The following is a 16,092-nucleotide window of genomic DNA, read 5'->3' as shown; positions in this document are numbered from 1 at the left end:
CGTCCTATGTGGACGGCATACCGGTGCAGTATATATGGCTGATACCCAGTGTCATCTAAAATACCGGCAAAAGAAAGGTTTTCCCGTGACCAAAATCCCAGTGGTTGAATTAGCAGTCGGAGACAAAGCCCCGGACTTCGACCTTCCGCGCGATGGCGGCGGCCGCATAAGCCTCACGGATTTTGCTGGCAAACCGCTGGTGATCTTCTTTTATCCCAAGGACAATACGTCCGCCTGCACCACCGAATCGCTCGCCTTCACCGCGCTCAAAGCCGACTTCGAAAAGGCTGGTGCCTCAATCCTCGGCGTGTCGCCGGATTCGGTCAAAAGCCATGACAAGTTCGTGAAGAAGTATGATCTGTCCGTTCCCCTTGCCGCCGATGAAGAGAAGACGGCAGCCGAAGCCTATGGCGTCTGGCGAGAGAAGAGCATGTATGGCCGGACCTATATGGGCGTCGTGCGCTCGACCTTCCTGATCGGGGCAGACGGCCGAATCGCGCGTATCTGGGATAAGGTCAAGGTGGCCGGCCACGCGGAGGAAGTCTTGGCCGCTGTGAAGGAACTTTGATGACGATACCGGGATCGGTGGACATCGAGACGATCACCTCGCTGCGCGGCGGCGCCATCGCCGCCATTCGCTCTGCTGATCTCGATCGCAAGACGACGCTTGCCCAGGAGACGGCCACCCGCTGGTTCGCACGCACCCTGTCCCTGCGCTCACCGCTCGATTTGCCGCTGGCCGATCGCCCCGGCCGGCCGGATAAACCGGAACTGGTGCCCCCGAAGCACATGAAGAAGCGCTCGCTGCACACGCTCCAGGGCCGTATCGCGCTGCTGCACGCCATCGCTCATATCGAGCTCAATGCGGTCGACCTGGCGCTCGATATCGTGGCGCGCTTTGCAACGGGCCCCGTGCCCAATTCCTTTTTCGATGGCTGGATGCAGGTTGCCTTCGAGGAGGCCAAGCATTTCAAGATGGTACGCGCGCGCCTGCGCGAACTCGGCGCCGACTATGGCGACCTGCCTGCCCATGACGGCTTATGGCAGGCCGCGCACGCGACCCGCACCGATCTTACCGCCCGCCTCGCCGTCGTGCCGCTCATTCTCGAGGCCCGCGGCCTTGACGTGACGCCGGCGCTTCAGGCGAAGATGCGGGAAACCGGCGATATGGAAAGTGCCGCCGTACTCGATGTTATCTACAACGACGAGAAAGGCCATGTGGCCGTCGGCGCCAAATGGTTCCGCTTTCTCTGCGCCCGCGAAAAGCGCGATCCCGCCCGCACATTCCAGGAACTGGTGCGCTCGAATTTCCGTGGTTCGCTGAAAGCGCCGTTCAATGACATCGCCCGCGCCGAGGCCGGCTTGACGCCTTCCTTCTATCGCTCGCTTACATCCACAAGCAATGCATAACATACTAAAATACAAGAGTTTTTCAGTTTTCTAATAGTCTCACGTAAAGCAATCGTTAACCATAATTCCGTCAAGTTCCACAATGGATGCGAGCATGCATCGATTGGGAGATTCTCGGTGACAGCCAAGCCTCGGAATCAGGTTTTCGGCAAGCAGAAGCAGTGTCACACCATCATCGTGGCAAGCGGCGATACGGTGCGTCACATGACCGTTCGCCCGTGGATGGCAGCGCTTGCCGTCTGTCTCATCGGCATCTTTTCGATCGGCTATCTTCTGGCGACCTCCTATCTCGTGCTGCGCGACGATCTGATCGGCGCGACCATGGCCCGTCAGGCGCGCATGCAATATGACTATGAAGACCGCATCGCTGCGCTGCGCGCGCAGGTCGACCGGGTCACCTCGCGCCAGCTCCTCGACCAGCAGGTGGTCGAGAAAAAGGTCGACAAGCTGATAGAACAGCAGCAGGCATTGTCGTCGCGCCACGGCAAGCTCGATGCGCTGCTCGACCGCGCCGAGAATTCCGGGCTGATGGATAAGGGTGCCAATGCCGCGACCACCGGTAATCGCGCCGACAAGGGCGACCACGCGGAATTGACCGGCGGCCTGAAGGCGATCGAGACGCTGCTATCGAGCGGCAAGCCCGCCGATGCCACACCCGACAATTCCACCCTCGCCTATGTTCCCGCCCCCGAGACAGTCGCCGATCGCGCCGATCGCGTCTTCTCCAGGGTGACGCTGTCGCTGAAGCATATCGAACAGGATCAACTGGCTCGCGTGCAGCACCTGACAACCGGTGCCGCCGATACCGCCGACAGCATCCAGTCGATCATGCAGAATGTCGGCATCAAGGTTCCGACGGTAACGGCGAGCATCGCCAGCAAGGACGCCGATCCCGGCAACGATGACGAAGGCGTCGGCGGCCCCTATGTCGCGCCTGAAAATGTCGATCAGTTCGAACAGTCCATGGCCGATCTCGATACGGCCCTGACGCGTCTGGAGGCGGTGCGCGGCGCGGCCGAGAGCCTGCCATTCCGCAATCCCGCACCGGGCAAGCTGATTACCAGCCCCTTCGGCAATCGCAAGGATCCCTTCCTCGGCAAGCTGGCGCTGCACACCGGCACCGATTTCCATTTCAGCCCGGGCGAAAGGGTCAGGGCGACGGCGCCAGGCAAGGTCGTTTCCGCCGGCTGGACGGGCGGCTACGGCAATATGGTGGAGATCGACCACGGCGATGGCATCTCGACGCGCTACGGCCATATGGAAGAATTGCTGGTCAAGGCCGGCGATACGGTAAAGACGGGCGACGCCGTCGGTCTGGCCGGCAGCACGGGACGCTCGACGGGAACCCATCTGCACTATGAAGTCCGGGAAAATGGCCATCCGATCGACCCGATGTATTTCATCAATGCCGGCATGAAGCTGGCAAGTTATATCAATGGGATCGGGACAATTTCGGCGCGAGAATTGTGACAAACGAGCAACAAAGATGGCGCTAATCTAAAAATTGCGTTATGAATGGGCTTCAAGCTTTTCGAAGCGCCCGCTTTCCTTGACTTCGCGGGTATTTGGTTCTATGTCGCGCAGCATTGCGGCACGCTAGAACGTGTCGACTCATGAGTGTTCGACCGAACCGGAACGGAAATAGTTTTCCCTTTGACAACATTTGCTGACCTTGGCTTGAGCCAAAAAGTCCTATCCGCAGTAACAGACGCGGGCTACACCACGCCGACTCCGATCCAGGCCGGCGCCATTCCCTTTGCGCTGCAGCGCCGCGACATCTGCGGCATCGCCCAGACGGGCACCGGCAAGACCGCCTCCTTCGTTCTGCCGATGCTGACCCTGCTTGAAAAGGGCCGCGCCCGCGCTCGTATGCCGCGCACGCTGATCCTCGAACCGACGCGCGAACTCGCTGCGCAGGTCGCCGAGAACTTCGAGAAGTACGGCAAGAATCACCGGCTGAACATCGCCCTGCTGATCGGCGGCGTGTCCTTCGAAGAACAAGACCGCAAGCTTGAGCGCGGCGCCGATGTGCTGATCTGCACGCCCGGCCGCCTGCTCGACCATTTTGAGCGTGGCAAGCTGCTGATGAGCGCCGTCGAGATCTTCGTCATCGACGAAGCCGACCGCATGCTCGACATGGGCTTCATCCCGGATATCGAGCGCATCGCCAAGCTCATTCCCTTTACCCGCCAGACCCTGTTCTTCTCGGCCACCATGCCGGCAGAAATCCAGAAGCTGGCAGACCGCTTCCTGCAGAACCCGGAACGTGTCGAAGTCTCGGCGCCGGCCTCGACGGCCAAGACCGTTACACAGCGCTTCGTCGCCTCGCATGGCAAGGATTACGAGAAGCGTGCAGCTCTGCGCGATCTCATCCGCGCCCAGACTGACCTGAAGAACGCCATCATCTTCTGCAATCGCAAGGTAGATGTGGCCGACCTCTTCCGTTCGCTCCAGCGCCACGGCTTCTCGGTCGGCGCATTGCATGGCGACATGGACCAGCGCTCGCGCACGACGATGTTGCAGAATTTCCGTGACGGCCAGATCCAGCTTCTCGTGGCTTCCGACGTCGCGGCACGCGGTCTCGACCTTCCCGATGTCGGCCATGTGTTTAATTTCGATGTTCCGATCCATTCGGAAGATTATGTCCACCGGATCGGCCGCACCGGCCGTGCCGGCCGCTCAGGTGCTGCTTTCACTCTCGTGACTAAGCGCGACACCAAGCATATCGACGCGATCGAAAAGCTGATCGGCGAAGATGTCCAGTGGCTGAACGGCGATCTGTCGGCGCTGCCGCCGGCCGAAGAAGGCGGGGACGACAATCGTTCTTCTCGCCGCCGCGAGCCGAAAGGCAAAAGCCGCGAGCGTGATCGCAGCCCCAGAGGCCGGAGTGCCTCGAGTCATAAATCTGATATCGACGTCGAAGATACTGTCGTCGTTGAAGTGATCGAAGCAGCACCAGCAAAGGCCGAGAGCGTGAGAAACGAGCGCAAGTCTGAGAACAATAACAAGTCCCATAACGGTTCTCGTAACAACAATCGGCCTTTCCCCGCTGCCAATGACGACAATCGTGAACGCCGCAACCGTTACCGCGACCACGATGACGGCCCGACTCCGGTCGGCTTCGGCGACGATATCCCCGCTTTCATGCTGATCGTAGCCAACGCCAAGGGCTAACAGGGTCGCGCGGCATGGGGAAACCCGGCATCGATTTCCCAGGATTAGGAGCCGGTCTCGCAATTTTGCGGGATCGGAAATTACTGCTCTATAAGCGCCTCAAGGCGCCGGAAGCCGGATTCTGGAGCATCGTCGGCGGCAAGGTCGACCATATGGAGCCGGCCGCCGAAGCCGCCACCCGTGAGGCCGAAGAGGAAAGCGGCCTCTCCATCGGCCAGATCGACTATCTCTGCACGACCGAAGTCCTCAATGAGGCTGACCAACAGCACTGGATCTCGCTGATCTACGTCACCAAGGATTTTTCCGGCGAAGCAAGTCTTGTTGAGCCGGATAAGCTCTCCGATTTCGGCTGGTTTGGCCGCAACGAGCTGCCGCAGCCGCTGTCGGCTTTTGCAGAGGCGACGATCGCTCATCTGAGCAAGGACGATTTTTAGCCAAAACTATTTATCCGCCCGCACGGCCGCCTCGTAGGCGAGCCTCACCCAGCGCGCCATGATATCCGGATCGTCGAAAGCATCGTCTGGGATCGACCAATAGGGCATCTTGACGGGCTTGCCTTTCTTGCCCTCATAGGCCCAGCGCCTGGCGCCCGCCGCCTCGAATTCCGGAGCGCTGATCTCGTCGGCCTTCAGCAGCATCTCGCTGTCCAGTTCGATGGCAAGGATGCGGCCCATATGATAGATGCCCTTGCCGCCGAACATGCGCTTGATCGTCACCGGACCGAGCGCCTGGAACATCTCTTCGATTTCGATATTATCCATTCCCTACCCCTTCAAAATCCCGCCGGCGGCAAGCACGGCTTCGGGCGTATCGACATCGAGATGGGCGGCATCGCCGATATCCACATCGATGACGGCGAGTCCTGATGTCTCGACGATATGCCGGGCGCCGACATCACCGTCCAGCCGCATCACGGCATCGTAGACTGCTCGCGGCAGGATGACCGGATTGCCGCGCTTGCCGCGCGACACGGCCCTCACGATCGCTTGACCGTTCGCCTGGCGGAAAGCCGCAATCAACACCTTCAGGTCGTCACTCGTGACACCCGGCATGTCGGCCAGCATGACCAGCACGCCATCGGCCCGTTGCGCCGTCGTCGCGCCGATGCCCGCTACCAGCGAGCCTGCCATGCCGGAGGCATAATCCGGATTGTGGACCTGCTCAACCGCCAGCCCGGTAAGCGCCTCTTCGATCTCCCCGCGACGATGACCGGTGATGACCACAACGGAGGCGGCTCCGCTTGACAACGCCGTCACGGCGGAGCGGCGAACCAGCGGCATGCCATCGAACTCAGCCAATAGCTTGTGTGGTCCACCCTCGCCCATGCGGCTCGCCTTGCCGGCGGCAAGCAGAACGACGGCAACAGAAATCTGTACTTCCGGCTTTACGGGGATATCGCGCGGCCGTGGTCGCGATTGTATTTCCATCAGAAGACCACCCACGCCCATGCCGCTGATCTCCTGCGGCGTCGGCTGTTCGCCAGCGAGAATGCGGTCCAGCACCCAGTCGAAACCATTTTCCTTCGGGCTGCGCGCGCAGCCGGGAGCGCCGACGACATAGACGTCGCCGACCTTGCCGAGCACCAGCAGATTGCCGGGATCGACCGGCATGCCGACCTGAATGACGTCGCCGCCTGCCAGCCGGATCGCTTCCGGAATGACGTCGCCGGCGTCGATGACGGCCGACGCGCCGAAGACGATGATCAGCTTTGCCGATCGATCCAATGCCCGCAGCGCCGCACCAATCGCTTGCGCGACGGCAGGCGCACGATGCGCCACGCGCTCTTCCCGCGCGAGCGTACTGCCGGCGAGCTGCAGCCGTTGCGACAGGATGCGCGCCGTCTTGTCCATGACGGAGGCCTTCAGTGACGGCAGTTCGGTGGCGATCAGCGATATCGCATGCGGCAGGAACGGCTTGACCTCGAACGCCGTCATCCGCCGCAGGATTTCGACACCGGCGGCAACCTTCGTGCCGGAGACCGCGAGCGGTATGATCTTGAAGGTCGCCACCATATCGCCGCGGCGCACCGGGACGTGATCGGCAAGACAGGCCAGCGTAATCGCCGGGTCGACGCTGTTCAGCCGGTCGACGGCGGCGCGGTTTGCAACGAACAGGCCGTCGACCGCGCTATGAACATTGACGCGCCCCGTGGCCGCCTCGGAAAAGGTTAGATGATCCGGCACGATTGCCCGCGCAAGCCGCTCCGCAGCCTCGTCCTCCATCAAGTCGCCCGGTTCGATCCGCGCGGCAATGACGCGATCGATCCCCGCGACAGCGAGCCGATCGATATCCGCCGGCTCAAGCACATGCCCTTTGGCAAAGCTGCCATCCGGCAAGCGAACGGAATGCGCCAGGACCGCGCCAACCGCCTCCCTCGTCGGTAAATCACCGAAAATCATTGTTTGTCACCCTTTGGAGACAAGACGTTGCGGCCGCGTAGCGCTCCGATAATCTCGGCCAAAACAGAAACGGCGATTTCGGCCGGGCTCGACGCACCAATGGGAAGGCCGATGGGCGCGTGAATCCGCGCAAGATCGCCTTCCTTTAGCCCATCCCGCGTCAGTCGCTCCAGTCTGCCCGCATGCGTCTTGCGGCTGCCGAGCGCGCCGACGTAAAAACAGCCAACCTTCAATGCTTCGGCGATCGGAAAATCGTCGATCTTCGGATCATGGGTGACCGCGACCAGCGCCGTATAGGCATCGAGCGGCCGCTCCTTCAGCGCATCCACGGGCCAGTCGGCAACGAGATCGACGCCCTCGAAGCGCTCGGGCGTCGCAAAGGCGGTACGCGGGTCGATGATGCGGATGTCGAAGCCGGCAAGCCCGGCCATCTGTGCTAAGACCTGGCTGATATGCACGGCGCCGATGACAACAATATGGGGTGGCGGCAGGTGAACATTGAGAAAGAGGTTGCGTCCGTCAATGTCCACCGCCGAGGATTTTCCCGAGCGGAAGGCGGACGCGACCGCATCAGCAAGAGGCCCATCAACCGTATCCCCCTCGACAATCAGTCGGTCCGGACCACCGGACAGATCGGTAACCAGGATCACCGCCCGCCGCGCGCGTCGCAATGCGTTCAGTCTCGCCAGTATCTGACGGTCCATCAATGAAGCCTTTCGACATAGACACGGATACGGCCGCCGCAGGACAGGCCAACCCGCCAGGCGGTTTCATCCGCGACGCCGAAATCCAGCATGCGCGCCTTGCCGCTTTCGATCACGTCCAGCGCTTCGGTGATGACTGCACCTTCGACGCAGCCGCCGGAAACCGAGCCATGAAAATTGCCCTCGCCGTCGATGACGAGATGGCTGCCGGTCGGGCGCGGTGCGGAGCCCCAGGTGTCAACGACGGTCGCCAACGCCACGCTGCGGCCGGCGGACGCCCATTCCTCCGCGATCACAAGCGGATCCAGGCTTTCGGATATGTTTGTCATGTTTGCCTCACAGCTTGGCGAGAAAACGGCGTGGATCGTAAGCACCGGCACGACCGGCGCTGAGGGCCGATACGAGATCGGCCAGAGATAATAGATTGTGGACCGGACGGAATTCGTCAACATGCGGCAGCATGGTTCGCACACCACGGGCACGAGGTTCGAAGCCTTCGAAGCGCAGCAGCGGGTTGAGCCAGATCAACCGCCGGCAAGAGCGATGCAGGCGATCCATCTCGGTTTCAAGAAGCTTGACATCGTCCCGCTCCAATCCATCAGTGATGAGGAGCACGATAGCGCCCTGCCCGAGCACGCGGCGCGCCCACAGCCGATTGAACTCCTTCAGCGTCTCGCCAATGCGCGTGCCGCCCGACCAGTCGCGCACGGCAGCGGCGCATTCGTCCAGCGCCTCGTCAGGATCCTTGTGGCGCATAGCCCGTGTGACATTGGTGAGCCGCGTGCCGAAGAGGAAAGTATGTACACGTCGCCGCCTTTCGGTGAGCACATGCAGGAAATGCAGGAAGATGCGGGTATATTGGCTCATCGAGCCGGAGATGTCCGCGAGAACCACCAGCGGTGGCTGCATCTCCCTGTGTCTACGATAGCGCGGCAGGATCAGGGAGCCGCCGGTGCGCAGCGCCGAGCGCATCGTGGCGCGGGGATCGATCCGAACCGGCGCATGAGCCGACACAAAACGGCGGGTCCGCACGTGATCGAGCGGCAGTTCCAGCCTCGCAAGTTCCTTCTTCGCAACGGCGATCTCCACAGCCGACATCTGCGCGAAATCCATGCGGCGCAGCACTTCGCTGCCGGATGTGGTGAAGCGGGCATCGATCTCGATATCCGGCGTCTCGCGCTGAGGCCGGCGGTCATTGCGATCGCCGAGCAAGGCATCACCAGCGCGGGTTTCGCCCGGCTTCGGCTTTTCCTTCTCGCGATTATCGAGTGCGATCGGCGACATCATCGCGATCATCTTCTGCACGAGATCGCGCGAACGCCAGAACAGCCGGAAAGCTTCGTCGAAGACCGCAAGATCCTCATGCCGCTTGACGAAGGTGGAACAGAGCGCCGCATGAAATTCGTCGCGCGAGCCGATACCGATCGCCTCCACGGCTTCGATAGCATCGGCAATGGCAGCTGGACCGATCTTCAGTCCCGCTTTGCGGAGCGCGCGGGCAAAGAAGACGATATTGTCGGCAAGGCGCCCGTCACCGGGCGGTGACGGCGGAGCGGCGATGCCATCCTGTACTTGCGGCTCCATCGTCTTATCCCGTCGCGAGCAGTTCGGATTTCACCTCATCCAGCACCCGCTTGCCCTCGCCGCCCTGAATGCGAGCGATGTCGTCCTGATACTTCAGCAGGGTGCCGAGCGTATCGGAAATCGTCTCCGGATCGAGCGCCAGCCTGTCGAGTTCGGTCAGAGCCGTCGCCCAATCGATGGTTTCGGCGACACCGGGAGTCTTGAAGAGGTCGAGCGCCCGCAGCTTCTGCACATAGGCAACGATCTGACGCGAGAGCGCCTCGTTGCAGCCGGGCACCTTGCGGCGGATGATCTCCAGTTCTTGCGCGGCCTCGGGATAATCGACCCAATGATAGAGACAGCGCCGCTTCAGTGCGTCATGCACCTCGCGGGTACGGTTGGTGGTGATGATGACGATCGGCGGCTCGGCGGCCTTGATGGTGCCAAGCTCCGGCACGGTCACCTGGAAATCGGAGAGCACTTCCAGCAGGAAGGCTTCGAACGCCTCGTCGGTGCGGTCAAGCTCATCGATCAGGAAGACCGGCGCGCGGCCTCCGACACTCGACAAGGCCTGCAACACGGGCCGGCGGATCAGATAGCGCTCGGAGAAGATATCAGCCTCGATACGGTCGCGATCGGTAAGACCCGATGCTTCGGCAAGACGGATTTCCAGCATCTGCGCCGGGTAGTTCCATTCATAGACGGCGGAGGAAACGTCGAGACCTTCATAGCACTGCAAGCGGATCAGCGGCCGGTCGAGCGCCTTCGACAGCACCTTGGCGATCTCGGTCTTGCCGACACCGGCCTCGCCTTCGAGAAACAGCGGCCTTTTCATCTTCAGCGCCAGAAACAGCACCGTGCCAAGCGCGCGCCCAGCGAGATAGTCGTGAGCGCCGAGCAAGGCGATCGTCTCGTCGATCGAGCCAGGCAATGAAGGTGCAGCTTTATCGGACATGGTTTCTCCCTTCGGGGAGTTTATAGCGTGTGATAGTCGCGGTTCATATAGATGAGCGCCGGCTTGATTTCACTGAACCGCACCGCCATGACCTCGCCAAAAATGATGTTGTGCGTTGACGCTTCCTTGATCTCAATGACGCGGCAGTCGAAGGCGGCCAGCGCGTCCGCAAGCACCGGTGCGCCAGTCACCAGCGTCTCGAAGGTACCGGCCGTAAAGCGCTCGTCGTTGTTGAGGCCGGTCTTGCCGGAAAAGGCATCCGCAAGCCCCTGATGATGCGCGCCGAGCGCATTCAGCGCGAAGACGCCGCTCTTGAAGAAGATCTCGTTCTTCACATTGCTGTTGTTGAGGCAAATCAGGACCGTGGCCGGATTGTCCGACACCGAGCAGGCAGCCGTGATGGTCACCCCGCGCCGCTCGCTGCCGAGTGCCGTGGTCACCAGTTGCACATGCCCCGCATAGCGGCTCATGGCATCGCGATAGAGCGCTGGCCCCATACTCTGCCTGTCTAGCACGATCGTTTCCCTCATTTCTGTCATTTCACACATTCCGTTCAATATGGCGGGCGAATGCTAGCTTTTCTACAATAGGATTATTGAAAACCGAGTGATTTTGTTGCTTTTTCTTTGACGACCACTGTCATGTGGATAAAAGGGCAGAAGATTTGCCCGGGATAACCATTCGATGAATGTTCTGCGTCGCACACCGCTTCTGATGATGCTGCTCCTGGCAGCCGGCAGCAGCCATGCCGCGAGCATCAATATCGGCATCGTCGCTCCGCAGGAAGGCAACTTCGCAACCCTCGGTGCGGAGATCACCGCCGGCGCCAATTTCGAAGTGCAGGCACAACAGAATTCCGCCACTGTCGTCGATGAGCCCTGCACGGAGGATGGCGGCCAGGCCGTCGCCGAGGCGCTGATCTCCGCCAAGGTTCAAGTTGCCGTCGGCTTCCTTTGCAGCGAGACGCTGGAAAGCGCGCTGCCACGGCTGAAGGATGCCGGCATTCCCGTCATCACCGTCTCGGCGCGCTCCCATATCCTGATGGAAGATGCGCTGAAGAACGGCTGGCCGCTGTTTCGCCTTGCACCGGTGGACACTGCCGAGGCGGCAATGGCCACAGACACCATCCTAAAAAACTGGGCGGCCGAGCCGTTAGCCCTGATCGACGATGGCACGATTCACGGTCGCGAACTGGTGGGCGCAATACGCACTGCACTTGAGGGAAAGGGCTTAAAGCCTGTCTTCACCGATACCTTTCGCCCTGGCCAGGACCAGCAGATCGCCCTTGTCCGCCGGCTGAAAAAAGCCGGCGCCACGCGGGTCTTCATCGGCGGCGACCGCAGCGACGTGGCAATCATCGCTCGAGATGCCCAAAGCGAGAGCATCCCATTGAAATTGATGGGCGGCGACGCGATGCGTGCCGCCAACCAGCCGGTGCCTTTGGCCGACGGTGTGCAGGCCATCGCCTTGCCCGATTACGCCAGCCTGCCCGCTGCCCAGGCGGCGATGCAGACGATGCGCGCCAGCGGCATTGAACCGGACGGCTACATCCTGCCGGCTGCAGCGGCAGCGTTGATTGCAAATCAGGCGGCCGAAAGTGCCAAGGCGGAAAATAAGCCGCTTGCCGACAAACTCATCGGCACGGCCTTCCAGACCCCGATCGGCCCGATCACCTTCGGCAGCAACCACGAATTGACGGACAATCCTTATCGCTTGCTGGAATGGCGCGGCAACGCCTTTGTGCCTCTGACGGCGGCGTCGAACTGACAGGGTCGGTGCAAGTCTAGCGGATTAGGTTGTCCGCTAGCCGAACCGGTGGTAAGCCAAGCGCGAAAAAATCAGACGGAGTTCAGCTATCCCATGCCCCTGCCGATCCGCATTGCCCCTTCCATTCTCGCAGCCGATTTCGCCAAGCTCGGGCAGGAAGTCAAAGATGTGACAGAAGCTGGGGCGGACTGGATCCATCTCGATGTCATGGATGGGCATTTCGTGCCAAACATCTCCTTCGGCGCCGATGTCATCAAGTCGCTGCGCTCTTATACGACTGCCACATTCGACTGCCACCTGATGATCTCGCCCCCCGATCCCTATCTCGAAGCCTTCGCCAAGGCCGGCTGCGACCGGATTACGGTTCATGCCGAAGCGGGCGTGCATCTGCATCGCTCGCTCCAGACGATCCGCAATCTCGGCAAGAAGGTCGGCGTCACGCTCAATCCGGCAACGCCGCTGTCGATCCTGGAAAACGTCCTCGACGATATCGACCTGATCCTGATCATGTCGGTCAATCCAGGCTTCGGCGGCCAGAAATTCATTCCGGCCATGGCCGACAAGATCCGTAACGCCAAGTCACTTATCGGCGGCCGCCCGATCGAACTTGAAGTCGATGGCGGCGTCACCGTCGAGACCGCGCCGCTCATCACCGCTGCCGGCGCCAATGTGCTCGTGGCCGGTTCGGCCATCTTCAAGGGCGGCTCCGTCGAGGCCTACAAGCAGACGGTTTCCGATCTCAGGGCTGCCGCAGAACGAGGCCGCGTTGGATCAAATTAATCCGGCCAGCACTGTCGTTGCGAGCGGGCGGCTCAAGGCAGCCGTCCCTTCCTATCGACAGCTACTGATCGGGGCGCCCTGTTGGGGCGCAGCAATGGCGGGTTCTGTGCTGGCGGCGCTTTATCTGCGCAACGGCCTTCTGACGAGCCACCTGCCTGCGTTGATCGCCGTCTATTTCTTTGGCGGCGCGCTCGCATGGCCCTTCATGGTGGCGCTGGCGCGGTTACTCGCTCGCGGTCGAACGCTCGAAGCCCGTTTCGCGGCGTTCTTCCTTATGCTGTCGCTCGGCACCGTCGCCATGACCGCCTTTCTCTTCGCCATGGACTACCGCTGGTTCTATTCGCGCTGGCATGCGCCTTTCGGCACGCTCGTCTGGGCATTTCAATTCGCTTTCACCAGCGCCAGCGCCGTCTATCAGTTCGCGATCCTCGGCCTTGGCCTGTTTCTGCCCTTCGGTCTCCTCTGTTTGCTGGCCGCGAGCCTCTATCTCGCCAGGCATATGCGTTGAACCGAACGAAAGATTGCGCCAAGAAACATTGAGATTGCCGCCCGTCTTTGTTATGGGGGCGCCAAGCATTCGTTTCCAGTATCCCAAGAAAGTTGTGAGCCCATGATCCCGCGCTACTCCCGACCGGAAATGGTCGCCATCTGGTCGCCCGAAACCAAGTTCCGTATCTGGTTCGAGATCGAGGCCCATGCTTGCGACGCTTTGGCCCAACTCGGCGTCATTCCGAAGTCCGCGGCCGAAACGATCTGGGAAAAAGGCGGTAAGGCGACCTTCGACGTCGCCCGCATCGATGAGATTGAAGCCGTCACCAAGCATGACGTCATCGCCTTCCTGACGCATCTGGCCGAAATCGTCGGTCCCAATGCCCGCTTCGTGCACCAGGGCATGACCTCCTCCGACGTTCTCGACACCTGCTTCAACATTCAGCTCGTGCGCGCCACCGATATCCTGCTTGCCGATATCGACAAGCTGCTGGAAGCGCTGAAGCGCCGCGCCTTCGAGCACAAGGACACCGTCACCATCGGCCGCTCGCACGGCATCCACGCCGAGCCGATCACCTTCGGCGTCAAAATGGCGCTTGCCTATGCCGAATTCGAGCGCTGCAAGCAGCGCCTGATCGCCGCGCGCGAGGAAGTCGCTACCTGTGCCATTTCCGGCGCCGTCGGCACCTTCGCCAATATCGATCCGCGCGTCGAAGAGCATGTCGCCGCCGCCCTCGGCCTGAAGCCGGAGCCGGTATCGACGCAGGTCATCCCGCGCGACCGTCACGCGATGTACTTCGCAACGCTCGGCGTCGTCGCCTCCTCGATCGAGCGCCTGTCCGTCGAAATCCGCCATTTGCAGCGCACTGAAGTGCTGGAAGCCGAGGAATATTTCTCCCCCGGCCAGAAGGGCTCGTCGGCCATGCCGCACAAGCGCAATCCGGTGCTGACCGAAAACCTGACCGGCCTTGCCCGTATGGTTCGTTCCTATGCCCTCCCGGCGATGGAAAACGTCGCTCTCTGGCATGAGCGCGATATTTCGCACTCTTCCGTCGAGCGCATGATCGGCCCGGACGCGACCGTCACACTCGACTTCGCACTGTCGCGGCTCACCACCGTCATCGACAAGCTTCTGGTCTATCCGGAAAATATGATGAACAATCTGAACAAGTTCCGCGGGCTTGTTCATTCGCAGCGCGTGCTGCTGGCGCTGACCCAGGCCGGCGTTTCCCGCGAGGATTCCTATCGCCTCGTGCAGCGCAACGCCATGAAGGTCTGGGAACAGGGCAAGGACTTCCTCGAGGAGCTGCTCGCCGATCAGGAAGTGCGCGCGGCTTTGTCGGAAGAGGATATCCGCGAAAAGTTCGACCTCGGCTATCACACCAAGCACGTCGACACGATCTTCAAGCGCGTCTTCGGCTGAGGTCGAACCGACCTATTGATCCGATTTTGAAGAGGCGGCGCTGACGATGCGCCGCCTCTTCCGTTTCGGGCGGGATTTCGCAGAGGTCTCATTTTCTGGTACGTCATTTTTTGCCCCGCCGCCGGTACCCTTGGCAGCTTTTTCCACCAGCCGGTCCAGATGCTTCAGATCCTCCTCGTCGAGGTTCTCAATCCCGACAAAGCGGTTTTCCGCGGCACTGGTCAGAATGAGTTCATTGAGCTTGGCTTGAATAGCGCGCGTATCGCGCGTCTGGGCGTTCTGCAGCAGGAAGACCATCAGGAACGTGATGATGGTCGTGCCTGTGTTGATGACGAGCTGCCAGGTTTCGGAATAGTTGAAGATCGGCCCCGTCAGACCCCAGACGACGACCGAGAGCAGCGCCATGATGAAAATAACCGGTTTCCCCGCCCATTCCGAAACTGTGGCGGCGAAATGCGCGAAAATATGCTTGAGCCTTGCCATGCATCGAGTCCTCAGCCTCTCCCTGCGTATCTCCGAATTCGGGAGACACATGCTGGGTGACGCGGATCAACGCCGCAAGGTCACTGAGGTTCCACTCGCCCCAGTTACCTAGTGCGCCTCGGCCGGCACGACCAGCTTGCGATAGAGATGCCAGGTGGCATGGCCGAGGATAGGCATGACCACGGCTAGGCCCGCAAAGATCGGGATCGTACCGATCACAAGAAGTGCGGCCACGATCAGGCCCCAGATCGCGACCGGCACCGGATTGAGCAACGTCGCGCGCAGGCTCGCATCGACCGCCGCCACGGCACCGACATCGCGGTCAAGCAATAGCGGGAAGGTGACGATGGTGGTCGCCAAAACCACAAGGGCAAAGACGAATCCGACGAGATTGCCCCAGAACATCATCGCCATGCCCTGCGGCGTCGACAGCACGTTGGACAGGAACGACGACAACGTCACCGGCACCGAGTCACCGAAAAAGGCCATGTAGATGTTCTGTGCCACCACCAGCCAGACGATGAAGAAGGCAAAGAGCATGAGACCGACCACGATGATCGACGGCAAGGCCGGCGAAAAGCGCACATCGAAAGCATGCCGCCAGGAGGTATCCATCCCTCTTTCCCGTCGCATGCTGATCTCGTAGAGACCGATCGCCGCCAGCGGTCCAACCAGCGCGAAGCCGGACATCAACGGAAAGAGCAGCGGCAGCAGGTTGGCGCCAGAACTCCACAGTGTCAGCGCAATACCCGCGATCGGATACATGAGACACAGGAAAACATAGTGTGACGGTTTCTCTCTGAAATCGTCCAGTCCCAGTTTCAGGGCGTCAACAAGATCGGCAACGCCGATCTTGCGGATGGCCGGACGCGTAAAGGTGTGGTCCGCGCCAGCCATGACGTGAAATGCCGCCATAGTATTGCTCCTCCTCATCAGCCTATGTGT

General features: G+C 61.0%; 18 protein-coding genes. 9 read left to right on the top strand and 9 right to left on the bottom strand.

All coding sequences use genetic code 11. The annotated features are described in order from the left end of the window. Positions 1-85: 85 nt before the first annotated feature. The 5 genes from AB6803_RS06125 to AB6803_RS06105 all read left to right on the top strand — a co-directional run bounded on the left by AB6803_RS06125 (position 86) and on the right by AB6803_RS06105 (position 5,018). Positions 86-568 (top strand): peroxiredoxin, encoded by a 483-nt coding sequence (locus tag AB6803_RS06125; RefSeq protein WP_371108340.1) that lies wholly within the window; start codon positions 86-88, stop codon positions 566-568. Next, the gene (locus AB6803_RS06120) at positions 568-1,410 is read left to right on the top strand and encodes a ferritin-like domain-containing protein (protein ID WP_371108047.1); all 843 of its coding nucleotides are present in this window, start codon (positions 568-570) and stop codon (positions 1,408-1,410) included. The genes AB6803_RS06125 and AB6803_RS06120 overlap by 1 nt, the downstream gene beginning before the upstream one ends. A gap of 117 nt (positions 1,411-1,527) precedes the next feature. Beyond that, on the top strand, positions 1,528-2,880 hold the full coding sequence (locus AB6803_RS06115) for a peptidoglycan DD-metalloendopeptidase family protein (RefSeq protein WP_371108046.1): 1,353 nt from the start codon (positions 1,528-1,530) through the stop codon (positions 2,878-2,880). Between the two features lie 183 nt (positions 2,881-3,063). Next, positions 3,064-4,584 (top strand): DEAD/DEAH box helicase, encoded by a 1,521-nt coding sequence (locus AB6803_RS06110; protein WP_371108045.1) that lies wholly within the window; start codon positions 3,064-3,066, stop codon positions 4,582-4,584. A gap of 14 nt (positions 4,585-4,598) precedes the next feature. Next, positions 4,599-5,018 carry an NUDIX domain-containing protein gene (locus AB6803_RS06105; RefSeq protein WP_371108044.1) on the top strand — a complete coding sequence of 140 codons (420 nt, stop codon included), beginning with the start codon at positions 4,599-4,601 and terminating at the stop codon, positions 5,016-5,018. 6 nt (positions 5,019-5,024) lie between these two features. Here AB6803_RS06105 and AB6803_RS06100 read toward each other — a convergent pair whose 3' ends face one another. The 7 genes from AB6803_RS06100 to AB6803_RS06070 are packed head-to-tail and all read right to left on the bottom strand — an operon-like array spanning position 5,025 to position 10,720. Next, positions 5,025-5,345 carry a TfoX/Sxy family protein gene (locus AB6803_RS06100; RefSeq protein ID WP_371108043.1) on the bottom strand — a complete coding sequence of 107 codons (321 nt, stop codon included), beginning with the start codon at positions 5,343-5,345 and terminating at the stop codon, positions 5,025-5,027. Positions 5,346-5,348: 3 nt separating this feature from the next. Further along, entirely contained in the window at positions 5,349-6,983 is a 1,635-nt protein-coding gene (locus AB6803_RS06095) for an NTP transferase domain-containing protein (RefSeq protein ID WP_371108042.1), read from the bottom strand. Beyond that, a complete protein-coding gene (locus tag AB6803_RS06090) occupies positions 6,980-7,687 on the bottom strand; it encodes an XdhC family protein (RefSeq protein ID WP_371108041.1) in 708 nt (235 codons plus the stop codon). Before AB6803_RS06090 ends, AB6803_RS06095 begins: the two co-directional genes overlap by 4 nt. Continuing rightward, positions 7,687-8,016: an XdhC family protein gene (locus tag AB6803_RS06085; RefSeq protein WP_007696275.1), complete on the bottom strand. Its 330-nt coding sequence runs from the start codon at positions 8,014-8,016 to the stop codon at positions 7,687-7,689. The genes AB6803_RS06090 and AB6803_RS06085 overlap by 1 nt, the downstream gene beginning before the upstream one ends. A 7-nt stretch (positions 8,017-8,023) precedes the next feature. Beyond that, a complete protein-coding gene (locus AB6803_RS06080; protein ID WP_371108040.1) occupies positions 8,024-9,271 on the bottom strand; it encodes a VWA domain-containing protein in 1,248 nt (415 codons plus the stop codon). 4 nt (positions 9,272-9,275) lie between these two features. Further along, positions 9,276-10,205: an AAA family ATPase gene (locus tag AB6803_RS06075; RefSeq protein ID WP_371108039.1), complete on the bottom strand. Its 930-nt coding sequence runs from the start codon at positions 10,203-10,205 to the stop codon at positions 9,276-9,278. A gap of 20 nt (positions 10,206-10,225) precedes the next feature. Continuing rightward, positions 10,226-10,720 (bottom strand): flavin reductase, encoded by a 495-nt coding sequence (locus AB6803_RS06070; protein WP_371108038.1) that lies wholly within the window; start codon positions 10,718-10,720, stop codon positions 10,226-10,228. A gap of 169 nt (positions 10,721-10,889) precedes the next feature. Between AB6803_RS06070 and AB6803_RS06065 the strand changes: the two genes are divergently transcribed. From AB6803_RS06065 to purB, 4 genes are all read left to right on the top strand, one after another. Next, a complete protein-coding gene (locus AB6803_RS06065) occupies positions 10,890-11,972 on the top strand; it encodes a branched-chain amino acid ABC transporter substrate-binding protein (protein ID WP_371108037.1) in 1,083 nt (360 codons plus the stop codon). A gap of 93 nt (positions 11,973-12,065) precedes the next feature. After that, entirely contained in the window at positions 12,066-12,752 is a 687-nt protein-coding gene (gene rpe, locus AB6803_RS06060) for a ribulose-phosphate 3-epimerase (protein WP_371108036.1), read from the top strand. 94 nt (positions 12,753-12,846) lie between these two features. After that, on the top strand, positions 12,847-13,260 hold the full coding sequence (locus AB6803_RS06055) for a hypothetical protein (RefSeq protein WP_371108035.1): 414 nt from the start codon (positions 12,847-12,849) through the stop codon (positions 13,258-13,260). 102 nt (positions 13,261-13,362) lie between these two features. Next, on the top strand, positions 13,363-14,664 hold the full coding sequence (purB, locus tag AB6803_RS06050) for an adenylosuccinate lyase (protein WP_371108034.1): 1,302 nt from the start codon (positions 13,363-13,365) through the stop codon (positions 14,662-14,664). 12 nt (positions 14,665-14,676) lie between these two features. Here the strand turns inward: purB and AB6803_RS06045 are convergent, their stop codons facing one another. After that, positions 14,677-15,147: a low affinity iron permease family protein gene (locus tag AB6803_RS06045; RefSeq protein WP_371108033.1), complete on the bottom strand. Its 471-nt coding sequence runs from the start codon at positions 15,145-15,147 to the stop codon at positions 14,677-14,679. A gap of 108 nt (positions 15,148-15,255) precedes the next feature. Then, entirely contained in the window at positions 15,256-16,062 is an 807-nt protein-coding gene (locus tag AB6803_RS06040; RefSeq protein ID WP_371108032.1) for a DUF2189 domain-containing protein, read from the bottom strand. Positions 16,063-16,092 lie beyond the last annotated feature (30 nt).

Origin of the sequence: Rhizobium sp. RCC_161_2 (assembly GCF_041355235.1) — a bacterium.
In the GTDB taxonomy this organism is placed as follows: Bacteria; Pseudomonadota; Alphaproteobacteria; order Rhizobiales; family Rhizobiaceae; genus Rhizobium.
The sequence above is the reverse complement of the archived record's forward strand: the minus strand, read 5'-3'. Positions and strand labels throughout refer to the sequence as shown.